General features: G+C 61.7%; 15 protein-coding genes and 1 pseudogene. 7 read left to right on the forward strand and 9 right to left on the reverse strand.

The window, feature by feature from the left end; genetic code table 11:
* Nucleotides 1-247 (forward strand): annotated as a pseudogene (locus tag DBR24_RS31375) (PLP-dependent aminotransferase family protein); the annotation flags it as partial.
* On the opposite strand, the gene DBR24_RS00965 reads toward DBR24_RS31375, so the two are convergent.
* The 7 genes from DBR24_RS00965 to aspA form a co-directional block, all read right to left on the reverse strand.
* Complete coding sequence (locus DBR24_RS00965) at nt 204-4,805, reverse strand: dermonecrotic toxin domain-containing protein (RefSeq protein ID WP_128613612.1); 4,602 nt, start codon at nt 4,803-4,805, stop codon at nt 204-206. The pseudogene DBR24_RS31375 and the gene DBR24_RS00965 overlap by 44 nt on opposite strands.
* A gap of 143 nt (nt 4,806-4,948) precedes the next feature.
* On the reverse strand, nt 4,949-6,049 hold the full coding sequence (locus DBR24_RS00970; protein WP_128613613.1) for a polyamine ABC transporter substrate-binding protein: 1,101 nt from the start codon (nt 6,047-6,049) through the stop codon (nt 4,949-4,951).
* On the reverse strand, nt 6,046-7,071 hold the full coding sequence (locus DBR24_RS00975; RefSeq protein WP_128613614.1) for a histone deacetylase family protein: 1,026 nt from the start codon (nt 7,069-7,071) through the stop codon (nt 6,046-6,048). Before DBR24_RS00975 ends, DBR24_RS00970 begins: the two co-directional genes overlap by 4 nt.
* Nucleotides 7,072-7,268: 197 nt before the next feature.
* Nucleotides 7,269-8,264 (reverse strand): AraC family transcriptional regulator, encoded by a 996-nt coding sequence (locus DBR24_RS00980; RefSeq protein WP_123469967.1) that lies wholly within the window; start codon nt 8,262-8,264, stop codon nt 7,269-7,271.
* A 167-nt stretch (nt 8,265-8,431) separates the two neighbouring features.
* Entirely contained in the window at nt 8,432-9,436 is a 1,005-nt protein-coding gene (locus DBR24_RS00985) for an asparaginase (RefSeq protein ID WP_128613615.1), read from the reverse strand.
* A 172-nt stretch (nt 9,437-9,608) separates the two neighbouring features.
* Nucleotides 9,609-11,054 (reverse strand): sodium:alanine symporter family protein, encoded by a 1,446-nt coding sequence (locus DBR24_RS00990; RefSeq protein WP_128613616.1) that lies wholly within the window; start codon nt 11,052-11,054, stop codon nt 9,609-9,611.
* 499 nt (nt 11,055-11,553) lie between these two features.
* Entirely contained in the window at nt 11,554-12,978 is a 1,425-nt protein-coding gene (gene aspA, locus DBR24_RS00995) for an aspartate ammonia-lyase (protein WP_123454738.1), read from the reverse strand.
* A gap of 180 nt (nt 12,979-13,158) precedes the next feature.
* Here aspA and DBR24_RS01000 point away from each other — a divergent pair, with 180 nt between their 5' ends.
* From DBR24_RS01000 to DBR24_RS01020, 5 genes are all read left to right on the forward strand, one after another.
* Nucleotides 13,159-14,067, forward strand: a complete 909-nt coding sequence (locus DBR24_RS01000; protein WP_123469962.1) for a LysR substrate-binding domain-containing protein — start codon at nt 13,159-13,161, stop codon at nt 14,065-14,067.
* Nucleotides 14,068-14,397: 330 nt separating this feature from the next.
* The gene (gene purE, locus DBR24_RS01005; protein WP_007954291.1) at nt 14,398-14,889 is read left to right on the forward strand and encodes a 5-(carboxyamino)imidazole ribonucleotide mutase; all 492 of its coding nucleotides are present in this window, start codon (nt 14,398-14,400) and stop codon (nt 14,887-14,889) included.
* Between the two features lie 10 nt (nt 14,890-14,899).
* Nucleotides 14,900-15,982: a 5-(carboxyamino)imidazole ribonucleotide synthase gene (locus DBR24_RS01010; protein ID WP_123469961.1), complete on the forward strand. Its 1,083-nt coding sequence runs from the start codon at nt 14,900-14,902 to the stop codon at nt 15,980-15,982.
* A gap of 110 nt (nt 15,983-16,092) precedes the next feature.
* A complete protein-coding gene (locus tag DBR24_RS01015; RefSeq protein ID WP_123469959.1) occupies nt 16,093-16,338 on the forward strand; it encodes a GlsB/YeaQ/YmgE family stress response membrane protein in 246 nt (81 codons plus the stop codon).
* A 93-nt stretch (nt 16,339-16,431) separates the two neighbouring features.
* Nucleotides 16,432-16,968, forward strand: a complete 537-nt coding sequence (locus DBR24_RS01020) for a DUF3299 domain-containing protein (protein WP_128613617.1) — start codon at nt 16,432-16,434, stop codon at nt 16,966-16,968.
* 123 nt (nt 16,969-17,091) lie between these two features.
* Here DBR24_RS01020 and DBR24_RS01025 read toward each other — a convergent pair whose 3' ends face one another.
* A complete protein-coding gene (locus tag DBR24_RS01025) occupies nt 17,092-17,991 on the reverse strand; it encodes a D-hexose-6-phosphate mutarotase (RefSeq protein ID WP_128613618.1) in 900 nt (299 codons plus the stop codon).
* Between the two features lie 58 nt (nt 17,992-18,049).
* On the reverse strand, nt 18,050-18,454 hold the full coding sequence (locus DBR24_RS01030) for an acyl-CoA thioesterase (RefSeq protein ID WP_003229628.1): 405 nt from the start codon (nt 18,452-18,454) through the stop codon (nt 18,050-18,052).
* A 376-nt stretch (nt 18,455-18,830) separates the two neighbouring features.
* On the opposite strand from DBR24_RS01030, the gene DBR24_RS31380 reads away from it, so the two are divergent.
* Nucleotides 18,831-19,202, forward strand: a 372-nt coding sequence (locus DBR24_RS31380) for an MFS transporter (RefSeq protein ID WP_256591231.1), incomplete at its 3' end; no start/stop codon positions are given.

The following is a 19,202-nucleotide window of genomic DNA, read 5'->3' on the forward strand; positions in this document are numbered from 1 at the left end:
TGCGCTGCCGGCGGTCTCGGCCGGGCTGCACCTGACGGTGGCGGCGGAGAGCATCGCGCGCGAGCAGCAGTTGGTCGAGCAGGCGGCACGCGCGGATGTGGAGATCAACGGTTTGAGCAGCTATTGGTTGCCCGACTCGACGACGCCAGCCGATCGCCGCGCCGGTCTGGTGCTGGGCTTCGCCGCCGTTCCGGAGCCGGCCATCAGAGCGGCACTGATGCGCCTGCGCCAGGCGTGGCTGGGGTGAAAAACAGGCTTTGCGCCAGCGGGTTGCTGATTTCGCTGCGGTAGATTGCGATCAGGTCCTGAGTGCTGTTGCCTTGCCGATAGAACGCGCCTCCCAGCCGTCGTTGCCGGACGGTTTTCATGTGTGCCGCGGTGAAGCGGCCAACCGCGTCAGCGCCTTTCGCGTAATGGAAATGCGCGTACCACAACACCTTGCCGGCTTTTGCATCGCGCACTTCATATTCATCCAGAAAGTCTTTGGCTCGCCCTTTGAGCCGGCGGCGTTTGACGGTTTGCGTGATCTTCACTTCGTTTTTGTGCCGGAGCCATTCCACGCGGGCCGCGGTCGGCGGTTGTTGTTTGATCATCTGAATACGCGCGTTCGTACCCTTTGCGTACAGGGCTGTCGCGGCTTCGCTCAGGGCGTGACCGAGGGCTTGCGTCGGCCGCTTTGAGTCGACGGTCTGATTGCTGGCCGTCAGCGCCTCGTCGATCGCTTCGCCGGCATTGCGTAAACGGGCGGCGTGCTGATGGTAGATTTCTTCGATCTCCACCGGAATGCGTTGCGCCCGATTGATGAGCGCCTCGGTACGTCGCCGGAACAGCGCCAGTCCGTCGATCAGGGCCTGACCGGCCTCGACGCTTTTCGCAAGATTGGGCGTGGTTCTGGCTGGCGTCGGTTTCGGCGAAAGGTGTTCGACCCACTCGCCTGGGGATTTCTCATGGAAGGTCGCGATGACCCCCGTCAGCTCGCCTCGTACTGCCACCAGATGAGCGGAGTCTGCCTCTGTGCCGGTCACCGGTTCGCCGACGAGGGTGCCCTTGAATCTGGTTTTGATGATCTTGCGGCTCCATGAGACCGTCGGTTTCGACGGGTCAGGTATTGGCTCCAGCAAATGTTTGTTGCGTAGCAGGTCGGCCAGTCGTTCGTCCGTGCGCACCTTGAACTCAAGCGTGCGCGCACGCACGTGGTTCAGCCGGTCGTTGTCGAGCTGCTCAGGGAATTCGGCGGCAAAATCGACGAAGCGCTGATCGACCGAAGCAAATTGCTCGGAAAGATTGCTCAGGGCTTCGGTCCGCTCGCGCAGGTTGGTCAGGCTTTCGTCGGTGGTCAGATTCAGTGAACTCTGAATATTCAGGGCGGCGTCTTCGATCAGGGCTTCGAGCATCTGTCGGGCGTCGGCGTGAATCGCTGACGTGCCGGGTCGGACGCAGATTTCCTGGCCGAGACTGATCTGCAACAACTTCATGTTGTCCAGATTGTAATCGGGCACGCCCTTGCGATATTTGCTGACCCGCTCGACACCCTCTTTGCCGAGCCGTTGCAATTCTTCGAGCCGCGACTCGACCGCTTCCATTTTCTCGATGATGCCTTGGGTCTGTCCGGTCATGCGTTCGCAGGCCAGGATAAACGCCGAAGATTCGGTGTCCGGGTTGGCGGCCATCATGTCCATCGTTGCCTTGACGCTGACTTGATAGGTCGCAGAGTGTTCGTTGAGCCACTCCAGTATCAGGAATATCTGCATTTCCAGGCGTTGAATCATCAGCCCGCGAAAGGCTGGCTCGGGTTCTATCAGCTCCAGGGCCTTGAGCTTCTCGATCATGGCCCCGTACTCCCGACTTTGCGCGTCGAGGACATCAAGGTATGGCTGGCGTTGCCCCTCACGGGCCTCAGGCAATGCTTCTTGCAGCGCGGCGCGCGCGGCCAGGAGACGGGTACGTTTGTCCGGCATGGTCAGGTCGAACGCTTCGATTTCCGTATTCAGTGCCTTGGCTTGCGCCTGCCGTCTTTCCCGGGCTTCTCGCTGGCGCCTGCTCAGGCCGCCACCGCGCAGGCGCAAGCGCAGGTCGATGATCCATTGGCCATTGACGGTGCGGGCCAGCACCGGGCCGGCGCGAGGTGGCTGCTGGCGCGAGTCGATCACCTGAATGTCTTCGTTGTCGTTGATCTGCACTTCAAACCAGCGCTGGCCGACGGGCGCGTACCATTTCGTACCGTGGGCATACAGCGATCTGTATGGCCCTGAGCTGTGGGGCGTGCCGAGGTCTTCGGGCCGGGTGACTTTGAAACGGTCGAGCAAGGATGCCAGCGCTGTCGGGGAGCGTTTCAAAGCCGCAGGGGTGTTGAGTGAAGTCTCACGGGTGGGCAGAGGATCGTCGTCAATCACATCCGGCAAACGCTGCGGTTTGAGCGCTTGCGGGACGGGTTTCGGGACTTGCGTGGGTTCTTCCGGTGCGCTGATAGATTGCGTCTGGGGCTTGTCGCCAACCGCCGCGCGATGGGCCAGCACCATCCCCAGCGCGAGGAGAATATCGGCCAGTGCCGACCAGGCGACCTCGCCGGATGCTTGATTGGCGACGTCGCTGACTTCCTGCAGGTCGTCCATGATTTGCCAGATCCATGCTGCCGTTCCGACGCTGCGCCCAAGAAACGGCAGCGCCGCATTGAACAGCATCCAGCCACCCTGCTTGAGCGTGGCCCAGCGTGCTTCTGCGTCGGAGACCGACTGACGATCCGCCTGGGTGATAAGCGCCTGGACGTTACTGGCGTACAGGGTCTCCAGTGCATCGTTTTCGATAAGCGTGGTGCCCAGTTCGACGGGGCGTGACATGTCCAGGGGCGTCACCGGATTGACCAGCAACTGCGGAATCGTCCACACCGAAGGCAGTCTGGCGGTGAACACAAACTGGCTGTAATTGAACCGTACATCGTCCGGCAGCCAGGCCAGCACCGACTCGCGCAGATGTTGCGAATGCTGGATCGCATACAGCAGGTTGGCGTGGCCGGGGTATTGGAGCAGTGCCGTTTCAAACAATGGCCGATACAACACGCAGGGGCCTGAACCGGCCACGCGCGGGCCGATGACGAACATGTTCTGCACGGTGTCCGCCCTTGAACTGCTGCGGTGGGCAACGAATGCCAATGGCCGGATGACAATGTCCAGTCCATCGACCCGACGTTCGCCGGCAGTGCTGCCGAGGGCGGCGAGTACATAGCGGTAACCCTGCTCGTCGATACCGGCCTTGCCAAGAATTTTGTTTTGCAACGCCAGCAGCGGCAGTTCGATGCACAACTGGCGGGTGTAGAGCGCTTGCAGGGTGTGCGCCTGCGCAATGTCATCGACCAGCCGCGCTTTCAGGTACGCCGGGTAGGTCCTGCCGATGTCGACGGTGCTGACCAGGTTTTCCAGGTAAGCCACGCTCATCCACGCCGGCAATGCGCTGCCGTCCCTGGCGCTCACGGTCTTGTTGCCCAATGGCAGGCCCGCCAGGTTCTGCAGGGCCAGTTCGAGGAGCGACAGGGTCCGGGTCTGCGTATTGCCCGGCAGAACGAATGTGCCCCAGACCACCACGCTGGTGATGCTGACCTGGATGTCATCAATGTTCACATCAGCTGCTGTGGGATGGTCCTTGAGCATTGCCCGGCTCAGGGCATCGCGGGTGAAGGTCTGCAGGCTGTCCACTTCACTCTGAAAGGTTTTGCCATTGTTGGCATGCTGCACCGTGGTCAGGTCCAGCAGATGCCGGCTGTAGCTGGACTGATCGGCGGGGGAGGCGGTGTTCAGCCACGAGGGCAACAACGGTTGCAGGCGTTCCATATGCGGTTTGAGGCGTGGCGTGGGTTGCTGATAATTGCCCGCAGTACCGGCGTGTGGGTAGAGGTTGTATTCGGTCGAGCCATCGAAGAAGTTGATCTGCCCCAGCGCATCAGCCTCCAGTGCAATCAGGCTGCAGGCCTGATGATCGAAAAAATTGCCGTCGGGCTCGAACAGCCGCCACTTGAGCTCGGCACTGGTGCTGTTGCGCCCGAAACGGCGCGGCAGGGTGTCGGCGAACTCATCCAGCGAATCGAAGCGCTGAAATCCATTGATCACCGAGTAGCTGATGATCAGGCTGCGTTCTGCCGCGGTACCGATCAACACGGCTGTGTCGAGCCGGGCCATGTGCCCGCGCTCAGCCTCGGCACTGTAGTCGAGGTCGATCAGGCAGGCGCGTGTCTTGTAGGGATCGCCGGGCAGCCGCTGGCGTTTGTCCGGCTGCTGGAAAACCCTGTGCGCCATGGCCTGCAGGTCGGCATCCCAGCCAAGGCTGGCGTCGACGTTCCACAGGTTGCGCAAGGCATCCGACAATTGCAGCCAGCGCGGCTGTCCGGGGCTGGTGAATTCGTCCCAGTATTCGACCTGTTGTTCTTTGTAGGCGATGAACAGCAGCGGGGCCAGTTCGTTGAGCAGGGCGCCGATGGCATCGATCTTTACCGGCAACTGGAGTGATACGGGGACGCCAGGCTGCAAGGTGAGAAAGTGCTCGCCCTCGAGATACGTCACCGTGGTTCCGGACAGGCCGAGCCGTACCAGCACATCGGTGAGCGATTCGCTGTGACTGGCGCCCGCGATCACCTGGTCGTCGGCGATGAGCCAGGAGGGGGTCACCACCATCGCCAGTTGCGGGTCGATGTCCAGCGTCGGGTACAGTGCTTTCAGCGCGGGTTGCAACGCCCGGGTCGCAACTTCGCACGGCGACGGGCCGGTCACCAGTTGCGTTATCACTTCAACGGCGCTGGGTAAGGAGGGTTCGGTCATGGGCAAGTCCTGCTCTGTTTGGGGCGCCCGGCATGGGCGGCGAGTCAGCGCAAGATAAAAGGCCCGTCGCAACGGTGTGCGGTACATAAAGCTTGCGGGCAAAAAAAGACCCGCAAGGGCGGGTCTCCGTCAGCAACGTTGTGTCAGGTGCCGGACTTGATCTTCGTCCACGCCCGGGTGCGTGCCCGTTCGGCGTCGCGCGGCAGTGGTTGCAGGGTGTACAGCGTGTTCATGGCGGCGTCGGTCGGGTACAGATTGGGGTTGTTGCGAATAGCCGGATCGACCTGTTCGGTGGCGTCCTTGTTCGGGTTCGGGTAACCGACAAAGTCGCTGACCGGCGCAATCACTTGCGGCTGCAACAGGTAGTTGATGAAGGTGTAGGCGTCCTCGGTGTTCTTCGCTCCCTTGGGAATGGCGAGCATGTCGAACCAGATCGGTGCGCCTTCCTTCGGCAGGCGCATGTCGACCACCACGCCGTTCTTCGCTTCCTTCGCCCGGTTGGCCGCTTGCGAGAAGCTGCCGGAATAACCGACGGCGACGCAGATGTCACCGTTGGCGATATCGGCCATGTACTTGGACGAGTGGAAGTAGGTCACGTAGGGCCGGATCTTCATCAGCAAGGCTTCGGCTTTTGCATAGTCGGCCGGGTTCTTGCTGTTCGGATCAAGACCCAGGTGTTGCAGGGCCAGCGGCAGAATCTCCGACGGCGAGTCGAGCAGGGCGACGCCGCACTGCTTGAGTTTGCTGATGTTGTCTTCCTTGAAAATCAGGTCCCAGCTGTCCACCGGCGCATTGTCGCCCAGCGCAGCTTTGACCTTGGCCGGGTTGAAGCCGATCAGGATGGTGCCGTACATGTAAGGCACGGCAAATTTATTGCCCGGATCGTTGGCTTCGATCAGCTTCATCAATTTCGGATCGAGGTGATTCCAGTTCGGCAGTTTGCTGCGATCCAGCGGCTGGAATACGCCGGCCTCGATCTGCTTGGCGAGGAACACGTTGGACGGCACCACCACGTCGTAGCCGGAGTTACCGGTCAGCAGCTTGGCTTCCAGCGCTTCGTTGGTGTCGAAGATGTCGTAGACCAGTTTGGTCTGGGCGTTCTGCGTCTTGAAGTCTTCCAGGGCCTTGGGCGTGATGTAGTCGAACCAGTTGTAGACGCGCAAGGTGCGTTCTTCAGCGTGGGCTGCGCTGCTCAGCAGCGCCGCGCACAGGGCTGGCGCGATGAAATGCTTGAGTCGGTTCATTGTTCAAACCCTTCCAGCACGTTCACTGCGTTGATGCCGATTTCTTCCACCGCGTAACCGCCCTCCATGACGAACAGGGTCGGTTTGCCGAGGGCGGCGATGCGTTTGCCCATCGCCAGGTAATCCGGGCTGTCGAGTTTGAATTGCGAGATCGGGTCGTCCTTGAATGTATCGACGCCCAGCGAGACCACAATGATGTCGGCGCCGTAGCGCTCGATCTCGTTGCAGGCCTGGTCCAGTGCCGCGCTCCACACGTCCCAGCCGGAACCGGCGGGCAGCGGGTAATTGAAGTTGAAGCCAACACCTGCGCCTTCGCCGCGTTCATCGTCGTAGCCGAGGAAGAACGGAAATTCGGCTTCCGGGTGGCCGTGAATCGAAGTGAACAGCACGTCGCTGCGCTCATAGAAAATCGACTGAGTGCCGTTACCGTGGTGGTAGTCGACGTCGAGGATCGCGACCTTTTGGTGCCCCTGGTCGAGGAACGCCTGAGCGGCGATGGCCGCGTTGTTGAGGTAGCAATAACCGCCCATCAAGTCGCTGGCAGCGTGGTGTCCCGGTGGACGGCACAGGGCGAAGGCACTGCGTGCCCCGCGCTGGATTTCCGCCTGGGCCGTCAGCGCCACTTGCGCTGCGCTGTAGGCCGCTTGCCAGGTGCCCGCGGTGATCGGTGCGCCGCCGTCGAAGCTGTAATAGCCGAGCTGGCCGTGCAGGCTGGTCGGTTTGATCTGCCGCAGCGTGCGCGCCGGCCAGGTGTAGGGCAGCAGATCGCCGTCGGTGTTGAATTCAGTCCAGCGCTCCCATGCGCCTTTGAAGAAATCGAGGTAATCGCGGCTGTGGATGCGTGCGATCGGCTCCAGGCCAAAGTCCTTCGGCGCCTCGACCGGGCCAAGGTGCTGGTTCTGCACCCGTTGCAACACGTGGTCAGCGCGCGAGGGCATTTCAAAGCATGGCTTGAGCTGGCCGTCGATGAGTTCACAGCGACCATGGTGCAGGTGGTGATCGTCCGAGTAGATCGTCAGCATTTGTTGTTCTCCGCAGGGCTGGTTCGGTGGCCTCCAGTGTTGCGGCGCGCGGCGAATCGGAGAACGGCAGAAAAGGCCAAAAGGGGATCGTTATGGCCAAAAGGTCTGACCGCAATTCGCCCCTTGCTGATGCAGGTTTGCACCTGTCATGGGCAGGAAATACAACATCCTTGTGGGAGTGAGCCTGCAGGGGGGGCTCAGTGGGGTCTGAACTGGCTCGGCGCCACGCCGCTCCAGCGCACGAAGGCATGGCGAAAACTCGCGGTCTCGCTGAAGCCCAGAGTTTCGGCGATGCGGTAGATCGGCAACTGATCCTCACACAACATCTGCTTGGCGCGCTCGAAACGCAGCTCATCCAGCAACTCCTGATAACTGCTGCCCATGTCCTTGAGGTGGCGGCGCAGGGTGCGTGGCGAACACTTCATCTGGTGGGCCAGGCCTTCCAGTCCCGGCGCGGCATTCAGCTGGGTGCTGAGCAAGTGGCGGATGCGCCCCAGCCACGCCTGACGCCCGGTGAATTCAAGGTTCTGCTTGCGGCAACGTTCAGCCATCGCCTGATGGGTGATGACGTCGGCCAGCGGCAGTGGTTGCTCGAGCCAGCGGCGGTCGAACGCAAAGGCGTTGTCCTTGGCAGCGAAGTGCAGCGCACTGGCGAAGTGTTCGGCATAACTGTCGCGATAGTCCGGCGCATCATGCTCGAATCGCGTGGCCAGCAGCGGTAGTGGATGTCCGAGCAGGTCGTCGCAAATCACCTTCAGCGACACCAGGCAGAACTCGGCATTGAACACCGCCATCGCCGGGCTCTCGCGATAATCGGCGGCGACGAACCAGACCCGCTCGCCATCCTCTTCCAGACTCAGTTCAAAAAGTGTTCCCAGCAGCGCCGGATAACGGATCGCCAGACGCAAAGCGTCACCGAAGGTGGCACAGGTCAGCAGTGCGTAACCGAGGATGCCGTAGCAGGACACGTGCATGCGCCGGCCCAGTTCGAGGCCGATGTCATGCTTGAGGGCCACGGCGTTGGCGCAGACCTGCATTTCCTGATTGGTGGTGATGCGCGTGTCGGCGCGGGCCAGATCCGCCGCACTGATGCCGCTGCCCGTGAGCAGGGCGTCACTGGACAGGCCCTGATCCTTGAAGGTGTTGAGCACCAGCGAGACGGCGTTGAGGGTGGTGAGGTGGGAGTGCAGCATAGGATCTTCCAGCCTTGGGGATGGCTGGAGCGCAGCAAGTTGCATGCCGGACAACGATCAAAATGCAGGAGTGAGCCTGCTCGCGATAGCGGTCTGTCGGTTGCCCCAGGGTTTACTGACAGACCGCTATCGCGAGCAGGCTCACTTCTACAGGGTATTGCGTTGTGTCAGATCAGTTCGCCACACAGGTCGAGTTCGATCAGACGCCGCACTTCAGCCGTTTCCAGACCGGCACCGAGCAGCGCCTGCAACTTGCCGAACGCCGCCTCGCGGGTCATGCCGCCACCGGACAACACGCCCACGCCACGCAAGCGGCTGCCGGCCTCGTAAACGTCCAGCTCGACGCCGCCTTCATGGCACTGCGTGACCGCGACCACCACCACACCTTTATCCCGCGCACGGCCGAGGCTGGCGAGGAACTCGGCGTTGTCGCTCGGACCGGTGCCGCTGCCGTAGCACTCCAGCACCAGGCCCTGGATGCCGCCGTCGAGCAGGCCGTCGACAATCCCGGCGCTGATGCCGGGGAACAGCGGCAGCACCGCGACATTCGCCAGTTGTCTGGGCTGGTTGTAGTTCAGCGCTGCGGGGATCGACGTAGCTTTCACGCCGCCACCCTGACGTTCCAGGCGCTTGAACGGATGCCGGCCGAAGCTGCGTACTTTCGCGCAGCGGGTCGGGGCCAGCAGTTCGCCGTGGAAGTACAGGTGCACGCCTGGCGCCAGGCCCTGGCCGAGGGCGACCAGCGCGCCACTGAGGTTTTCCCAGGCGTCGCTGTCAGTGACGCCCGCCGGCAGCATGGAGCCGGTGAAGCACACGCGTGCGTGGAGGCCGAGCAACTGGAAACTCATCGCGGCGGCGCTGTAGGCCAGGGTGTCGGTGCCGTGCAGGATCAGCACGCTGTCGCAGCCTTGCACGTCCACGGCATCGACCACCGCTTCACGCAGTTGCTGCCAATAGGCCGGGGTCATGTTGGCGCTGTCGATCAGCGGCGACATTTCCCGGAAGCGCCACTGCGGCACCACCAGTTCGGGTTGGCTGTGCAGGTAGTCGCGCATGCGGGCTTCGAAACCGGACGCCGGAGCCAGGCCGTTGGCACTGGCCTGCATGCCGATGGTGCCCCCGGTGTAGAGCACCATGACGTGTTGAGCGGCGGGGAAGGTCGACGAATTCATGGGGATTCTCCGAAAGGATGTGGTCCTTGTGGGAGCGAGCCGGCTCGCGAAGGGGGCATCCCATTCAACATTAATGTTGACTGATCAATCGCTATCGCGAGCAGGCTCGCGCCTACAAGTTATTGCATCACAATAACTGACGGGCGCAGGGGATGCGCCCGTCATTCACCTGTCAGCGTTGCGCTGCAGGCACGCCTTGCGGCTCGACGTCGGTCTTGCCGGCGGCTGGCGCGTCGGTCGGCCAGGCTTTCAGGTCCAGGTCCAGATCGGCAAATTTGCTGGAGTCGAACACGGGCTGCTTGACGCCGGCGCGGCGCTGTTCGTCGTAGTCGCGCATCACGCGCATGCCGACCTTGAACAGCATGGCCAGGGCCATCAGGTTGACGAAGGCCAGACAGGTCATGGTGATGTCGGCGAAGGCGAACACGGTCGACAGGTCCTGCATCGAACCCCATACCACCAGCGCCAGGACCAGACCGCGGAAAATCATCAGTGCGGCGCGGTTGCGGGTAAGGAACTGCAGGCTGTTCTCGCCCAGGTAGTAGTTGTAGAGGATGCAGGTGAAGACGAACAGCGACAGCGCGACGCTGACGAAGATGCGGCCCCAGTCACCGACCACGGCGGCCAGCGAGTTCTGGGTCAGGACGATGCCGTCACCTTCGAAGCCCGGGGTGTAGAAGCCCGACAACAGGATCAGCAGCGCGGTGCAGGTGCAGATCACGAAAGTGTCGAGGAACACGCTGAAGGCCTGAACCACGCCCTGAGCGCCCGGGTGCTTGACGGAGGCCACTGCAGCGACGTTCGGCGCACTGCCCAGGCCCGCTTCGTTGGCGAACACGCCACGCTTCACGCCCATGACAATGGCGCTGCCCAGCAGGCCGCCGAAGGCCGGGTCGAGACCGAAGGCGCTCTTGAAGATGGTTTCCAGCATGGCTGGCACGTGTTCGATCTGGGTGCCGATCACGTACAGGGTCACGCCGATGTAGGCCAGGGTCTTGACCGGTACCAGCAGGTCAGACACTGCGGCGATACGCTTGATGCCGCCGATGAAGGTGATGGCCAGCAGCACCGCCAGGACGATACCGGTTTGGCGTGGGTCGAAGGCAAAGGCGTTCTGCAGCGAGTGGGTCACGGTGTAGGACTGCAGGCCAATGAAGGCGAAGCCGTAGGTGACCAGTAGCAGGATCGAGAACACTACCGCCATGCCTTTCAGCTTGAGGCCATGCTGGATGTAGTAGGCCGGGCCGCCGCGGTACAGGCCGTCGCCATCGGCGCGCTTGTACACCTGAGCCAGGGTGCATTCGAAGAAGCTGCTGGACATGCCGACCAGTGCGGTCACCCACATCCAGAACACCGCACCCGGACCACCGAGGGTCACGGCGATGCCGACACCGGCGATGTTGCCTGCACCGACACGGCCGGCAAGGCTGAGCATCAGGGCCTGGAACGAGCTGAGTTGCCCGCCGCTGCTTTTCAGGCTGTCGCGGAACACCGCGAACATGTGGAAGAAGTGCCGCAGTTGAACGAAACGCGAGCGAATCGTGAAGTAACTACCGAGCCCGACAATGAGCACGATCAGTACTTTCCCTGAGAGGAAGTCGTTAATGACTTCGAGCATGGATTTTTCCTCGCTGTTTTTTGTGTGAGCAAATGCTGGACGGTCGGAAACATCGTGTTACGCCGGTGTGCACGCGGCACTACAGGAGAGGCGATGGTTTCGTCCCGGAGCTATTTCGCGGGTTTGTTATTAGTTCGGGTTTCGCATGGGTTATGGCCTCGTTACCGACGACCGCTCACGCGAAGAGGGGCGGCACTATACCGATCAGTGCGGCGCCCGTCTGCACGGTTGTGGTGCAAGCGACGAAACGAAGCTTTGAAACACCCGGCGTTACCGGCGCCGGGCTTTTGTAGGCGTGAGCCTGCTCGCGATGCAGATGTTGCGGTTTTGCAGGCTCACCGCGTAATCGTTCATCGCGAGCAGACTCACTCCTACAGAAGACATTTGTCCTTTCCAACAGTTAAAAAAAAGGGCTTGGAGACAAATCCCCAAGCCCTCAAAAGGTGAGAGGTGTCTAGTCCCTCGACCTGGTGAGCGGTGCTACACGTAACGCGTCGGCTCAGGCTTTGAGCGGAACCAGACGGGGAGCAATCATGTTTTCCGGGCGCAGGATGTCGGCGAGACTGGCTTCGTCGAGCAGACCTTCTTCGCGCACCAGTTCCAGCACGCCGCGGCCGCTTTCAAGGGCGATACGGGCGATGCGGGTGGCGTTTTTGTAGCCGATGTACGGGTTCAGCGCGGTGACCAGACCGATCGAGTGCTCGACCAGTTCGCGGCAGCGGGCTTCGTTGGCGGTGATGCCGACGATGCAGTGCTCGCGCAGCATGTCCATGGCGCGTTGCAGCAGGCGGATCGAGTCGAAGATCTTGAAAGCGATCAAAGGCTCCATCACGTTCAGCTGCAGTTGGCCGCCTTCGGCTGCCATGGTCAGCGCCAGATCGTTACCGATGACCTGGAAGGCCACCTGGTTAACGGCTTCCGGAATCACCGGGTTGACCTTGCCGGGCATGATCGAGCTGCCTGGCTGACGCGCTGGCAGGTTGATTTCGTTGATGCCGGTGCGCGGGCCGCTGGACAGCAGGCGCAGGTCGTTGCAGATCTTCGACAGCTTGACCGCAGTGCGCTTGAGCATGCCGGAGAACAGCACGAAGGCGCCCATGTCGGAAGTCGCTTCGATCAGGTCGGCCGCCGGTACCACCGGTTGACCGCTGATCAGGGCCAGACGCTGTACCGCCAGCGCTTGATAACGCGGGTCGGCGTTGATGCCGGTACCGATCGCGGTGCCGCCCAGGTTCACTTCAGTCAGCAGTTCCGGGGCCAGCGTCTTCAGACGGGCCAGGTCTTCACCCATGGTGGTGGCGAAGGCACGGAATTCCTGGCCGAGGGTCATCGGCACGGCGTCTTGCAGCTGGGTACGGCCCATTTTCAGGACGTGATCGAACTCTTTGCCCTTGGCCGCGAACGCCTGGATCAGGCTGTCGAGGCTGGCCAGCAGGGTGTCGTGACCCAGCAGCAGGCCCAGACGGATTGCGGTCGGGTAAGCGTCGTTGGTCGACTGCGCCATGTTGACGTCGTCGTTCGGGTGCAGGTACTGGTACTCGCCTTTCTGGTGACCCATTGCTTCGAGCGCAATGTTGGCGATCACTTCGTTGGCGTTCATGTTGGTGGAGGTACCGGCGCCACCTTGAATCATGTCGACCACGAACTCTTCGTGGAAATCACCGCGGATCAATCGGGCACAGGCTTCGCTGATGGCAGCGTGCTTGGCTTCGCTCAGGTGACCCAACTCGCGGTTGGCGTCAGCGGCGGCCTGTTTGACCATCGCCAGACCGACAACCAGTTTCGGGTAATGCGAAATCGGAACGCCGGAGAGACGGAAGTTGTTCACCGCTCGCAGGGTCTGGATGCCGTAATACGCTTGAGCCGGTACTTCGAGGGCGCCAAGCAGGTCGTTTTCTGTGCGGAAAGATGCAGCGGAGGACATGATAGAAATCATCTCGATATGGACCCGGTCTGTGCCGGAACGCTGCGAATGCTAGGCTTGTGGGAATTTTTGGGCCAATGCTGTTCAGCACTGCCCTATGCACATTCGGCATAATGCCCGTGTGACGCCGCGTGCGCGGCAGACGTGTGACCCGTTTTGGTGCGTGTCCGGGAGGACGTGATGAATCTGGAAAGCAAATGGCTCGAAGACTTCAGTGCTCTGGCCGCCACCCGCAGCTTCTCGCAAGCGGCCGAACGGCGCTTCGTGACGCAACCGGCATTTAGTCGGCGGATCCGCAGCCTTGAAGCTGCATTGGGGCTGACGCTGGTCAATCGCTCGCGCACGCCGGTCGAACTGACGGCGGCGGGGCAGTTGTTTCTGGTGACCGCGCGCACTGTGGTCGAGCAACTCGGTGAAGTGCTGCGCCACTTGCATCATCTGGAAGGCGGGCAGGGCGAAGTGATGCAAGTCGCGGCCGCGCACTCGCTGGCGCTGGGCTTCTTCCCGCGCTGGATCGCGCAACTGCGCAACGAAGGTTTGAACATCGCCACACGGCTGGTTGCGACCAACGTCGGCGACGCGGTGCATGCGCTGCGCGAAGGTGGCTGCGATTTGATGCTGGCATTCTACGACCCGGACGCGGCGATGCAGATGGACCCGGAGATTTTCCCGTCGCTGCACCTGGGCCAGACCGAGATGCTGCCGGTGTGTGCGGCGGATGCCGAGGGCAAGCCGCTGTTCGATCTGGAAGGCGACGCCAGCGTACCGTTGCTGGCTTACAGCGCCGGGGCATTTCTCGGGCGGTCGGTGAACGGCTTGCTGCGTCAGCGTCAGCTGCGTTTCACCACGATCTACGAAACGGCCATGGCCGACAGCCTGAAAAGCATGGCGCTAGAGGGGCTGGGTATCGCCTGGGTGCCGCAACTGAGTGTGCGCGCCGAACTGGCTCGCGGCGAACTGGTGGTCTGCGGCGGCCCGCAGTGGCACGTGCCGCTGGAGATCCGCTTATACCGCTGCGCGCTGGTGCGCAAAGCCAACGTGCGCCTGCTGTGGCGCAAGCTTGAAGGCGGCGCTGCCCAAAACTCTTGAACCCACCCGCAGCCCCTGTGGGAGCGAGCTTGCTCGCGAAAGCGGTGTGCCAGACAACATCAATGTTGCCTGACACTCCCTCTTCGCGAGCAAGCTCGCTCCCACAAGGGATTTGCGGTGTTCTGTCGCTGACCTTCAGGTCAATAAAACCGGGCTTTTGCGGTAGATGACAGATGGTCGCGAAGGGGGCTGTTTATTGCTTTCTTTGCGGTATACTGCGCGGCCTTCGGCCGGTACGTCCGGCCATTTTTCGTACAATCAAGCCACGCAATCTGCGTGGCTTGTTGTTTTTGACGCGCCTGCGGGCGCCCAGAGAGAAGAGGCGCGACGATGAGTGCACTGGTTGGCGTGATCATGGGCTCCAAGTCCGATTGGTCCACCCTTAGCCACACCGCCGATATGCTGGAAAAGCTCGGCATCCCGTACGAGGTCAAGGTGGTTTCTGCCCACCGTACCCCGGATCTGCTGTTCCAGTACGCCGAAGAGGCCGAAGGCCGCGGCATTGAGGTGATCATCGCCGGTGCCGGGGGCGCAGCCCACCTGCCAGGCATGTGTGCGGCCAAGACCCACCTGCCGGTGCTGGGTGTACCCGTGCAATCGGCCATGCTCTCGGGCGTCGATTCGCTGCTGTCGATCGTGCAGATGCCCGCGGGCATCCCGGTCGCCACCCTGGCCATCGGCAAGGCTGGCGCGATCAACGCCGCGCTGCTCTCGGCGAGCATCCTCGGTGCCAAGCATCCACAGTTCCACGCGGTACTGAAAACCTTCCGTGCCGAGCAGACAGACAGCGTCCTGGACAATCCAGACCCACGTATTGCCTGAGGTTGTTGAGATGAAGATCGGTGTAATCGGTGGCGGCCAGTTGGGTCGCATGTTGGCGCTGGCGGGCACTCCGCTGGGCATGAACTTCGCTTTCCTCGACCCTGCGCCGGACGCCTGTGCGGCCGCATTGGGCGAACACCTGCGGGCCGATTACGGCGATCAGGATCATCTGCGGCAACTGGCCGACGAAGTCGATCTGGTGACTTTCGAGTTCGAAAGCGTCCCCGCGGAAACCGTGGCGTTCCTCTCGCAGTTCGTCCCGGTGTACCCGAGCGCCGAAGCCCTGCGCATCGCTCGCGACCGCTGGTTCGAGAAGAGCATGTTCAAGGACCTGGGGATCCCGACCCCGGCCTTCGCCGACATTCAATCGCAAGCCGACCTGGAGGCCGCCGTGGCTTCCATCGGTCTGCCGGCCGTGCTGAAAACCCGCACCCTGGGTTACGACGGCAAGGGTCAGAAAGTCCTGCGCACGCCGCAAGACGTGGTCGGCACCTTTGCCGAGCTGGGCAGCGTTGCCTGCCTGCTGGAAGGCTTCGTGCCGTTCACCGGTGAAGTCTCGCTGATCGCCGTGCGTGCCCGCGATGGCGAAACGAAGTTCTATCCGCTGGTGCACAACACCCACGACAGCGGCATCCTCAAGCTGTCGGTGGCCAGTACCGATCACCCGTTGCAGGCCCTGGCCGAAGACTACTCCAGCCGCGTCCTCAAGCAGCTCGACTATGTGGGCGTGATGGCGTTCGAGTTCTTTGAAGTCGACGGTGGCCTCAAGGCCAACGAAATCGCCCCGCGCGTGCACAACTCCGGGCACTGGACCACCGAAGGCGCCGAGTGCAGTCAGTTCGAAAACCACCTGCGCGCCGTGGCCGGCCTGCCGCTGGGTTCGACGGCCAAGGTCGGCGAGAGCGCGATGCTCAACTTCATCGGTGTTGTACCGCCGGTTGAGAAAGTCATCGCCATCGAAGATTGCCATCTGCATCACTACGGCAAAGCCTTCAAGGCCGGGCGCAAGGTCGGTCACGCCAACCTGCGCTGCGCCGACATGGCCACGCTGCAGGCGCAGATCGTCAAGGTCGAAGCGCTGATCGCCGAGTAACGACAGTTTCATCTGGCAGCGGCGGAACCATTCAGGGGCCGCCGTTCTCTGATGGCAGGATGCCAAAGTCTGACTAGGCTTCGCATATCTACTATTCAGAGGGAAATGCCATGGGAATTATCGGAACCATCTTTATCGGCTTGATCGTCGGCCTGCTGGCACGCTTCCTGAAACCGGGCGATGACAGCATGGGCTGGATCATGACCATCCTGCTCGGTATCGGCGGTTCGCTGGCAGCCACTTATGGCGGCCAGGCTCTGGGCATCTATCAGGCAGGTCAGGGCGCAGGTTTCATCGGCGCGCTGGTCGGCGCGATCGTGTTGCTGGTGATCTACGGTCTGATCAGAAAGAACTGATCCAAAGCGACAAAGTCCTCTCCGCCAGCGCGGCGGGGAGGGCTAGAATGCTCGGCGATTCAATGTACCTTCCTTTCTTGACCGAGCACCTTCATGCGCCGTCTTCTGTTGACTCTCCTTGTTCTGGGCAGCGGTTTGGCCCACGCCGGCGAACTGCCGGAAACCGACTGGCTGGAACTGATGCCCAAGTCGGACCAAAAGGCCCTCGAGGCCATGCCCGAAATCGACCACAACTCCCCGGAAGCCACCGGCACCTTCACCGAGAAGGGCGGGATGAAACAGGCCAAGGGCCTGCCGGCGGTGATGTATTCGACCAAGACCGTGGCGTCGATGAACGACAAGCACATCCGCATTGGCGGTTACCCGGTGCCGCTGGAATCCGACGCCAAGGGCCGCAGCACGCTGTTCTTCCTCGTGCCGTATCCGGGCGCGTGCATCCACGTGCCGCCACCGCCGCCGAATCAACTGGTGCTGGTGCGTTATCCAAAAGGCTTGAAGCTCGATGACATCTACACGCCGCTGTGGGTGACCGGCACGCTGAAGATCGAGAAGGTCAGCAATGATCTGGCCGATGCGGCGTATGCGCTGGAAGCGGACAAGGTGCGGGTGGTGCAGGAATCTGATCTGTAGCACCTATACAAAACAATTGTGGGAGCGAGCTTGCTCGCGAATGCTATCTCTCAGTCACATTGAAGTTGACTGATACGACGCTTTCGCGAGCAAGCTCGCTCCCACAGTTTTATCGGGTGTAGCTTAAAGCGGTTGGCTGCCGACACTAACGCCCATGGTGTGGCTCGCGCCCGGCGCCAGGCTCACGATGTCATCCATCACATTCGCCGTCTCGATGCACAGCATGCGCTGCCAGCCATCGTTGTCCATGTCCGCCAACGCTGCGGCGCGGTCGATCCACGGGTTCCAGATCACCGCCGTGCGCGAACCTGTAGCGGTCAGCACAATACGCCGTTCCCAGGCCGGGTCGACGATGCTCAGTTGCGGCGGAGCGTCGAGGTAGATGCGGTCGGTTTCACCGGCAAAATGCAGATCGCCTTGCTGGCTGAGGGTTTTCCAGTCATCCAGCGTCTCGATGTAATTCAAGCCATCCACGCCATCGACGTGCACATTGCGCACGTCACTGACGGCGAAATAGGTGTGCAGCGCCTGACTCAGGCTGACGGGGTCACTGCCACGGTTGTGGCTGGTCAGGCTGAAGCTCAGTTGCTCGGACAAATGCAGGGTCAGGGTCAGGTCGACCTCATGCGGCCAGCCCGGCAGGCCACCTTCGGTGTAGGGCAGCTTGAACTCGACCTTGACGCCGTCTGCCTCCGATTCGATGCCGCCCAACGCCCAATCCATCGCCCGCACCAGACCGTGCGCGGGTGCCGGTTGCTCACCGGTGTACATGGCCTGCACGCTCTGCGGGTTGCGTTCGAACTTGCCGAACCACGGCCAGCACACTGGCACGCCGGCGCGGATGCTCTTGCCAGTCTTGAACACAGCCTTGTCGTTGAGCCAGATGATCGGCGGCTGGCCGTCGATCTGATAACTGAGGATGTGCGCGCCTTGCTGGGCCACCAGCACTTCGGCCTGACCGTGGCGGATGCGCCAGCAGTTCAGTTCATCCAGTTTCACGGCTTCAACGTTGGGCGTGTTCATGGGACAACTCTCGATCAGACACTTGGGACGACTATCGACCGCAAAGCGGTCGCGAGGTTTAACGTGCGCGTGGCGGTACCGAACGGGTGCGGCCGCTGCCGTCGATGGCGACGAAGACGAACACCGCTTCAGTGACTTTACGCCACTCGCTGGACAGCGGATCGTCGCTCCACACCTCGACCATCATCTGGATCGAGCTGCGGCCGATTTCCAGGGTCTGGGTATAAAAGGACAGCTGTGCGCCGACGGCCACGGGCACGAGGAACGCCATGCGATCAATGGCAACTGTCGCTACGCGGCCGCCCGCGACACGGCTGGCCATTGCCGTGCCGGCCAAATCCATCTGCGCCACCAGCCAGCCGCCGAAAATATCGCCAAAGCCGTTGGTTTCGCGGGGAAGTGCGGTGATTTGCAGGGCCAGGTCGCCTTGCGGGATCGGATCTTCTTGTTCGAGCTCTATCATGCCGGGGGTGCCTCTGACCCGTGACTCTTCGTTGGTATTGCTGGTGGTAGCCGTCTTCAGGAAAAACGATTCAGCACCGAACATACTGCGTTCGTCACGTTTTCCATAGGCGCCTAAAGGGAAACTCTGCGAAAGCGGCTGGATCCACGCACCAAGGCGACCAACGACGTTTTCGCACAGCAACCCCCTACAAACCGGAGCAAGGTTGCGAGTATATCGGTCGGTAGACTCCGCGACGACCATCCGGTTCTCATTTTGACCGTCAAATACGCGCCTCTATGTGCTTTTTCGAACAATTTGCTATGGTGCCGAACCTGCCCAAGCCACAGCCAGCGTTGTTGTGGCGGCAGATCCGACTATAAGAGAAGCCCTTGCCATGACCACAGCGCCTTCGAGCCTCGCGCAGCCCGAGCAACCCGCACGACCGTTGACCCGCAATGACTACAAGACTTTGTCGCTATCGGCCCTGGGCGGTGCGCTGGAGTTCTACGATTTCATCATCTTCGTCTTCTTTGCCACCGTGGTCGGCAAACTGTTCTTCCCGGCCGACATGCCCGAGTGGCTGCGCCTGATGCAGACCTTCGGCATCTTCGCCGCCGGCTACCTGGCCCGTCCGCTGGGCGGCATCGTCATGGCGCACTTCGGCGACCTGCTGGGCCGCAAGAAAATGTTCACCCTGAGCATTTTCATGATGGCCGTGCCGACCCTGATCATGGGGCTGCTGCCGACTTACGCGCAGATCGGCCTG

It is taken from the genome of Pseudomonas sp. HMWF006 (assembly GCF_003061205.1).
Lineage (GTDB): Bacteria > Pseudomonadota > Gammaproteobacteria > Pseudomonadales > Pseudomonadaceae > Aquipseudomonas > Aquipseudomonas monsensis.

Bases quoted from the DNA above. Each gene is read 5' to 3' on its own strand.
- DBR24_RS00990 (WP_128613616.1), bottom strand. From the start codon at position 11,054: ATGCTCGAAGTCATTAACGACTTCCTCTCAGGGAAAGTACTGATCGTG.
- DBR24_RS01030 (WP_003229628.1), bottom strand. From the start codon at position 18,454: ATGATAGAGCTCGAACAAGAAGATCCGATCCCGCAAGGCGACCTGGCC.
- DBR24_RS00975 (WP_128613614.1), bottom strand. From the start codon at position 7,071: ATGCTGACGATCTACTCGGACGATCACCACCTGCACCATGGTCGCTGT.
- DBR24_RS01025 (WP_128613618.1), bottom strand. From the start codon at position 17,991: ATGAACACGCCCAACGTTGAAGCCGTGAAACTGGATGAACTGAACTGC.
- DBR24_RS01000 (WP_123469962.1), top strand. From the start codon at position 13,159: ATGAATCTGGAAAGCAAATGGCTCGAAGACTTCAGTGCTCTGGCCGCC.
- DBR24_RS00970 (WP_128613613.1), bottom strand. From the start codon at position 6,049: ATGAACCGACTCAAGCATTTCATCGCGCCAGCCCTGTGCGCGGCGCTG.
- DBR24_RS00985 (WP_128613615.1), bottom strand. From the start codon at position 9,436: ATGAATTCGTCGACCTTCCCCGCCGCTCAACACGTCATGGTGCTCTAC.
- DBR24_RS01020 (WP_128613617.1), top strand. From the start codon at position 16,432: ATGCGCCGTCTTCTGTTGACTCTCCTTGTTCTGGGCAGCGGTTTGGCC.
- purE (WP_007954291.1), top strand. From the start codon at position 14,398: ATGAGTGCACTGGTTGGCGTGATCATGGGCTCCAAGTCCGATTGGTCC.
- aspA (WP_123454738.1), bottom strand. From the start codon at position 12,978: ATGTCCTCCGCTGCATCTTTCCGCACAGAAAACGACCTGCTTGGCGCC.
- DBR24_RS00965 (WP_128613612.1), bottom strand. From the start codon at position 4,805: ATGACCGAACCCTCCTTACCCAGCGCCGTTGAAGTGATAACGCAACTG.
- DBR24_RS01010 (WP_123469961.1), top strand. From the start codon at position 14,900: ATGAAGATCGGTGTAATCGGTGGCGGCCAGTTGGGTCGCATGTTGGCG.
- DBR24_RS01015 (WP_123469959.1), top strand. From the start codon at position 16,093: ATGGGAATTATCGGAACCATCTTTATCGGCTTGATCGTCGGCCTGCTG.
- DBR24_RS00980 (WP_123469967.1), bottom strand. From the start codon at position 8,264: ATGCTGCACTCCCACCTCACCACCCTCAACGCCGTCTCGCTGGTGCTC.